General features: G+C 74.8%; 2 protein-coding genes and 1 pseudogene. 1 reads left to right on the top strand and 2 read right to left on the bottom strand.

Annotated features, from left to right (window positions below; genetic code table 11):
* Together GX015_RS11180 and eccCa are read right to left on the bottom strand one after the other, a co-directional pair.
* Positions 1-725: pseudogene (locus GX015_RS11180) on the bottom strand (hypothetical protein); the annotation flags it as partial.
* Positions 709-4,557: a type VII secretion protein EccCa gene (gene eccCa, locus GX015_RS11175; RefSeq protein ID WP_291345183.1), complete on the bottom strand. Its 3,849-nt coding sequence runs from the start codon at positions 4,555-4,557 to the stop codon at positions 709-711. The pseudogene GX015_RS11180 and the gene eccCa, both read right to left, overlap by 17 nt.
* A gap of 268 nt (positions 4,558-4,825) precedes the next feature.
* Here eccCa and GX015_RS11170 point away from each other — a divergent pair.
* Positions 4,826-5,446: EsaB/YukD family protein (locus tag GX015_RS11170; protein ID WP_291345181.1), on the top strand; the 621-nt coding region annotated here is incomplete at its 3' end.

Raw genomic sequence — 5,446 nt, 5'->3', positions numbered from 1 at the left:
GCGACCGCCGGGGCGCGGTGCCGCGGCCGCCGTCGCGCGTTCTCCTTCGCCCGCGCCCGCCGGCGCAGCGCCGCCACGTCCAATCCGCCCGCTTCCTCCGGGACCGCGCCATCGCCGACGGTGGGCCGTTCCCCGACGGCTTCCGCGTGACGACGACCCACGTGAACGTCGGCACCGTCGTAAAGCGGCTCGGCCCCCAGCAATTCCACCGGCACCGGGAACGCCAGCCAGCCCCTGCGGCGCATGTCGGCGACGAGCCGGTCGTCGGCGGCCGCGACGATGAACTCGACGTCGCCCGTGTCGAGGACCCGCTCGGCGCCGCCGGCGTCGGCGAGCAATTCGCCGGCGACGTCGCGGATGATCTCCAACGCGTCGCCGCCGCGGAAGGACAACCGGGAATCGGCCAGGCCCGCGTCGAAGTCGAGGCGGGACACGCAGATGCGGCCGTCCTCGACCTCGACGAGGAAACTGTGCTCGACGGCCGGGCGCTCCAGGCCCATCAATTCCGTGGCCAGGTCGCCGATCCGGGGATCGAAGCCGCGGCGGACCAGCTCTTCGGCGAACAACTCGCGGCGCCGGCCTCCCCAATACGACGGGGTGATCACGGCATCCGGCGCGGCGCCGAAACCATCGATCAGCTCGGCGTCCTTCTCCGGCCCATGCGCCGACGGCCCCCACGCGTGGAGCACCGCAGGCCCGGGCGCGCGCTCAGTTCTCGGCGTCATCGGACGCCACCTCCCCGCTCTTGCTCTCGGTCCTGGCACCGGTCCCCGCCTCCGGAGGCAGCGCCACCTGAACCACGCGCGGCGGCTTCCCGTGCTCCACCCACGTGCCGCGGCCCGGCGGGCGCCGGCGCAGCGGCACGCCCATGAGCGGACCGTCGTCGCGGGAGCCGTCGAGCACCAGGCCGGTGGCGCCCTGGTCCTTTGCCGCGCCGAGCACCGGGTCGTGCAGCGACCGCGTCGCCGCGCCCGTCCTGCGGGCCAGCACCATGTGCAGGCCGATGTCGGCGGCGTGCGGGATGAACTCCCCCAGCGGCGTCAGCGGCGACCCGCGCGACCCCGACACGAGGTCGTAATCGTCTACGACCACGGCGATGTCCGGCCCCTCCCACCAGTCGCGGGCCCGCAGCCGCTCCGGGGTGACGTCCGTGCCCGGCAACCGCCCGCGCAACGCCCCGGCGAGCTCGGCGACCATCGGTTCGGCCACCGCAGGCGAACCCGCGTACCCGGCCAACCGATCGGCGGGCACGGCGTCGAGCAATCCGCGCCGGTAGTCGACGACCACGAACTTCAGCGTCGGCCGGGTCCGCAGCAACCCGGCGATCAAGGTCCGCAGCGCCGTGGTCCGCCCCGATCCCGCGGACCCGAAGATGAGCAGATGGCGGTCGCGGTCGGCGTCGAATGGCACGGGCGCCAGCGCATCCTCGTCCAGGCCGATGGCCACCATCCCGGCCGCCACGGCCGGCTCCACCTGACCCCATCGCACCTCGGCGGGCAGCAGTTTCAGCGCGGGCACCCGTTCGTCGCCGCGCGCCCGGCACACCGTCGCCACCTCGGCGACGTCCGAGGGCGCCGCATGCGCGACGAGCACGCCGCACCCGTCCGGCGACAGCCCCCGCCCCGGAGCGTCGGGCACGAGTTTCGCGGCCTTCCGGTCGATGACGGAGTCGATGGCCTCGGCCTGCCGCAGCTCGATGCGCGTGCCCAGCAGGTCGCGCACGGCCGGGCGCAGCTCCGTCCACCGGTGGGCGGTCAACGCGACGTGCACGCCGACCGCCAGCCCGTCCGACAGAATCGACTGCACGCGGTCGCCCAGCGCCTGGTGCTCCTGCCGCAGCGCCGGCCACCCGTCGACGACGAGCAGCACGTCCGGTTCGCCGCCGGCCCGGGCGTCGGCGATGGTGTGCCAACCCCTCGCCCGGTGGCGTTCCTCGCGCGCCGCGACCTCCCCCGACACCGCGGAGACCACGCGATTGAGCTTGTCGACGTCGCCGCGATGCGTCACCGACGCCACGTGCGGCAGCCCCGCAAGATCCGCCAGCCCGCCCGCGCCGTAATCGATGACGTGCACGTGCAGCTGCCCCGGCCGCGTCGTCAGCGCCAGCGACGCGACCAGCGTGCGCACCGCCGTCGACTTGCCCGACCTCGGCGCCCCGACGATCGCCGCATGCCCGCCCGGCCCGGACAGATCGACGACGAACGGATCCTGCCGCTGCTCCAGCGGCCGATCGACGAGCCCGATCGACGCGGTCAGCGCAGGCAGCGACGAATCCACCGCATCCGCGAGCGCCGTGCGCGCGGGCAGCGGCGGCAGCCACACCCGGTGCGCCGCATGCGGGTGCCCGGCCATTGCGCCAACGGTCGCGTCCAAGATGCTTTGCGACGGCCCCCGGTCCAGCGTCGTCTCCGGAGCGTCGTCACGCCCGGAACCGTCGGCCTCCGCCGACCCGCACGTCGCCGCGAACACCCGCACCCGGCCACCCGCCGCGATGCCCGGGCCATGCCCGCCAACGGCCGCATCCGCGGGCACCGGGCCCGACACGTACGCCGAGTGGAATCGGACCGGGGCGCCTGCGTCGGTCTTGAGGAAACCCGCGCCCGGCGTCGCGGGCAGGTGGTGGGCGTCGGGGACGCCGAGGACGCTGCGGGACTCGGCGGCGGAAAAGGTCTTCAGGCCCACCCGGTAGGACAAATGGCTGTCGAGGCCGCGCAAACGGCCCTCCTCCAGGCGCTGGCTGGCCAGCAGCAAATGCATGTGCAGCGAGCGACCGAGTCTGCCGACGGCGACGAAAAGCTCGGCGAACTCCGGGCGATGGCCCAACAGCTCCGAAAACTCGTCGACCACGATGACCAGCGCGGGCAGCGGCTTCAGGTCGGAGCGGCCGGCCCGGCGCGCGGCCTCGTACTCCGCCACGCCCGGGAAATTGCCGGCGGCCCGCAGCAGTTCCTGGCGACGGGTCATCTCGCCGCGGATGGCGTCCTGCATGCGATCGACGAGGACGAGCTCATCGGCGAGGTTCGTGATCACCGCCGACACGTGCGGCAGCCCCTCGAGGCCGAGGAACGTCGCGCCGCCCTTGAAGTCGACCAGCACCAGGTTGAGCTGATCGGGGCCGTGCGTTGCGGCCAGGGCCAGGACCGCCGACTTGAGGAACTCCGACTTGCCGGAGCCCGTCGCCCCAATGCACAGCCCGTGCGGTCCGACCCCGCCCTCCGCCGATTCCTTGAGATCCAGGTGCAGCACCGCTCCATCCGCCCCGACGCCGACCGGGATGCGCAGACGCTCGGACCCGATCCGGTCGCGGAACCGCAGACGTTCCGGCGGCGGCGCCAGGTCGAGTTCCGCCAGCACCGGGTCGAGCGCGGGGCCGTCGACGCCGGAGGAACGTGCCGGAGCATGCCGCGACAATCGGCGCGCCAGCGACTCCGCGGCGACGAGGCCGAGGGCGTCGGCGGCGGCGATGTCCTCGTCGCCGGCGGCCGTGGTGGCGCGGATCCGACCTTCGCGGACCGACAGCGCCAACCCGCGGGCCACCGCCGCCCGCATGGTGCTTCCGGCCCCGGCTCCGGCGCCCGACGGGGAGGTCGCGGCCACATCACCCGCAGGAGCGCCCGGCGCAGGCACCGCGAGCACCGAGGTTTCCGAGTCGCCGCCCCACGGCGCATTCAGCAGCAGGTCGAGGTGCCCGGGCTCCCGATCCAGATCGCGGCCATCGGCGACGATGACGCGCAGCGGCGCCTCGACGCCCTCGAGCAAGCCCGCGAGCTCGGGAACAGAGGACGCGCGCAGGCGCACCGGCCCCGTCGCATCCGAACGGCGCGGGTGCGCATTGTGCGGCAGCCACTTCGCCCACTCCCACTCCGGCCCCACGCCGACGACGGCGATGGCCAGGTCCTCGGGGTGGTGCGACACCGCCAACTGCGCGACCATTGCCCGCGCCAACGCCAGCGCCGGTCCCGGCGCCTCATCGCCGCCCACGGCGATGAGGGGAAACGCGCCGACGTCCAGGGCCACCGGCAGGTCGGGCACCGACCTCGCCGAGCGGACGACATGGCGCAAGGCAACCGCCGACACCGGGTCGAGCTTCTCGGGCGCCGCCACCGCCGGCGGCGTCACCGGCGTGGCCGGCGCATGCGGCCCGGAGCCGATGCGCACCGCACCGAAGTCGTCGTCGCCCGGCGCACGCTCCCACATTCGCCACGTCCCCGCCAACGTCCACGCATCCGACGGATCCGGGTGAACGTGGACGAGGCTGGCCCGCTGCATGCCCACCGCATCGGCGACCGCGCGCCGCACGCTGGCCAAGTGTCGCTGATAGTCGCGCCGCGCCGGCCCGACGTCGGCGGCACCCGACGCGCCGCCCGCCATCATGCCCAGCGTCGACACCACCATGAGCAGCGGGAACATGAACGTGATCGGATTGCGCGCCGATCCCGACACGACCATCACCGCCACCATGCCGACCACCGCCACGAGCATCACCACCGGCAGCAGCGCCCGCATCAACGGCACCGGCTTGGGTTCCGGCGCTTCCGGTGGCGCATCCGGCCGGATGTCCCCCGGCCGCGGCTCCGGCCCCGGTATCCGAGTCGGCCGGCCAGATTCCGGCGCACCCGATGCAGCCGGCGCAGTGGCGCCAGCATCGGCCGTCGTCAAGCGCGAACGCGCATCCCCCATCGTCGTAGCCCTCCCCCGAGTGACCCCAGCCGCCGTCGGCTGGACGCGACGCAGAGCATAGGCCACCCTGATGGGACGCGCCCGGCCACGGGGGAACGGGCGCACCGACGCGCGGGGGCCGTGCCTTCGCGGAAATGGGGGAATCATGTCGCCGACTGCGACGATGCTGCGGATCCGGGTCGACCTGCTGCCGGGGGACGGCGGGGCGCGCCGGGCGGATCTGCTCGTGCCGGCCGGGGCACCGGTGGCGGCGGTGCTGCCGGAGTTGATCGACGTCTTCGGCGCAGGCCCGGCGCCCGGGACGTCCTGGCGGATCCGGCTGCCGGACGGGACGGTCGCCGACCCCGAGGCGAGCCTCGCGGAGGCCGGGGCGTGCGACGGGGACCGGTTGGCCATCGTCGACGATCCGGGTCCCGCGCCGCCGCCGATGGTGGTCGACGTCGCCGACGTGCTCGCCGACGACGCGCCGGGCGTCGGGGTCGCCGACGCCGCCGTCGGGCTCGCGGTCGCGGCGGCGGCCACCGTCGTGGCGGTGGTCGGGGTGCTGGCCATGGCACCGCACGACTCCGTCCTCGCCTCAGGCGTCGCCGGGATGCTGGCGCTGGCGGCGGGCGCGGGGCTGCGCATCGCCCTGCGCCGGGACGGGTCCGCCGCGGCGGGGCTGCTGCTGGGCTGCCAGGCCCTGGCGTTCGCCGCCATCGCGGGGGCCGCCATGACCGGCATCGATGCGCGGGACGCGGGCGCCGACTGGCGATTCACGGCGGGG

Source organism: Corynebacterium sp., from assembly GCF_012837295.1.
Lineage (GTDB): Bacteria > Actinomycetota > Actinomycetes > Mycobacteriales > Mycobacteriaceae > Corynebacterium.
Note: the sequence above shows the minus strand (reverse complement) of the source record. Positions and strands in the feature narration are given on the sequence as shown.